General features: G+C 45.0%; 1 protein-coding gene and 1 pseudogene. Both read right to left on the bottom strand.

Annotation, left to right across the window (positions count from 1 at the left end):
* On the bottom strand, positions 1-484 hold a 484-nt coding region (locus tag WB217_RS18465), incomplete at its 3' end, for a molybdopterin dinucleotide binding domain-containing protein (protein ID WP_423994785.1).
* 18 nt (positions 485-502) lie between these two features.
* Positions 503-1725: pseudogene (locus tag WB217_RS18460) on the bottom strand (molybdopterin-dependent oxidoreductase); the annotation flags it as partial.

Here is a 1725-nt window from a genome sequence, read left to right as displayed (position 1 = left end):
TGCCATCCACTTTCACTGGCTTCGAACCATATGCGCTATGTCCGAAGCTGAAGTTTGCTCCAACTACTCCTGGCTTGATTCCTGGTGTGACTAGTGCTCGGCCTTTTACCTTTGCGCTGCTCGAAACGATGTAAATCTCATCATCTGTCTTGATGCCTTTCTTCCGGGCATCGATTGGATTGATCCACAAATAGTTTTCAGGCTTGATTTCACGCAGCCAAGTGTTGCCTTCTGTACGGTGTGTTGCCATATTCCTTGATTTCCAGTTGATGAACTGCAGCGGCTTGTTTGGCTTGTAAACCTCGCCATCATACTTCTTGATTTCCTCTGCTACAGGAACGCCCTCGAAGAACTTGCCTGTATAGGCACTCTTGAAGCCTGCTGCTTTTTCATCGTAAAAATAAACCTGTTTTGCCCATTGATACTTAAGCTTATTGCCAACATATTCGTCGCCAGGTGCTTCAAAACGGCCGCCGCGATTCAAAACGTATACGACTTTCTTTCATTCTTCTGGTTTCACAGCGTTTTTCAATTTTTGGATATCAAAGTACTTCCCTAACGCTTTCTGCCTTGCTTTTTCAAAAATCGCCAGTTCTTCAGCATTGGCATCCTGAACTGGTTTTTTGCCGTCATAAGCAATGTTTGCGATTCGTTTTAAGTAGTAATCTTCTGGACTGTTAAGCGCCGATCCGTCTGCAAAAGCCTTTTCCCCGACTCCAGGAAGTCCCATTTGTTTTAAAAGATCGATATATACTTGTTCTGTTGGACGAGCATCTGGTACAACTCGTGTAACAGGCTGGATGACTCCAGCAAACTTATATTTTAAAATCGGAAAGATGTCTTCTGTATTCCAGCTTTCTAGGTAAGCAAGATCCGGAAGGATAAAGTCAGCGAACTTTGAAGTTTCTCCAATCATCGTATCGGAAGAAACAACCAGTTCCACGACTTTTGGGTCTCTGATGAATTTCGCCTGCATATCTGAGCGCGGCGAATTCATTACCGGAGATGTCCTGTTGATCAGAAGTGCACGGATTTTGTAGGGATATCCTTCTGCTGAGCTAGGCAGTACATCTTGAATGAGGTTATTCCCAAACGGATACCAAGGCCGTTTTGCCGGATAGCCGTCCTTTGCGAACAACGATGTTTTTTCATAAGGAACTTTTTGCCGAGTAATCGGTATGCCCCAGCCTTTATTTGCGTTCGGAACGGTCAACAGGTCATAGCGTCCTTCAAATGTCTTGAACTTTGCGCTTAATACAGTGTCGCCGCCCTTCCAGTCGTGATTTCCAACGAGATGGTTCAGCATGTTGATCGCACGGACATTGTAGTATCCGTTTGTATGCATTGCCGGTCCGCGGTAAGAATGGATGCCTACTTTCTTTCCATGTGAAGTGAATTCACGGGCAATCTGGATAATCTGGTCAACCGGAACATCGGCAAGCTTTGCATACGCCTCAATTGATTTTTCCATTACCTTGTCTTTATAAATCTTAAATACTGATTTTACTTTTATGCCTTTAATCGTCGCATCTACATCGAGCGCGCCGTTCCTTGCTTTCGTATGAGGGACTGGCTGACCGTTCTCCATCACAACAAATTCTTCTCCGCCGATTCCGAGATCCTGTGCGCGAACGAATGGACGTTTTTTGTCGCCGACATTAACAAGGAAGGAGGCATCGCTCCAAGTTGTTTCATCATCAAGGTTTGCTGCTTGCTGGTTAGGAT

This window comes from Mesobacillus sp. (assembly GCF_049588175.1).
Lineage (GTDB): Bacteria > Bacillota > Bacilli > Bacillales > Cytobacillaceae > Mesobacillus.
Note: the sequence above shows the minus strand (reverse complement) of the source record. Positions and strands in the feature narration are given on the sequence as shown.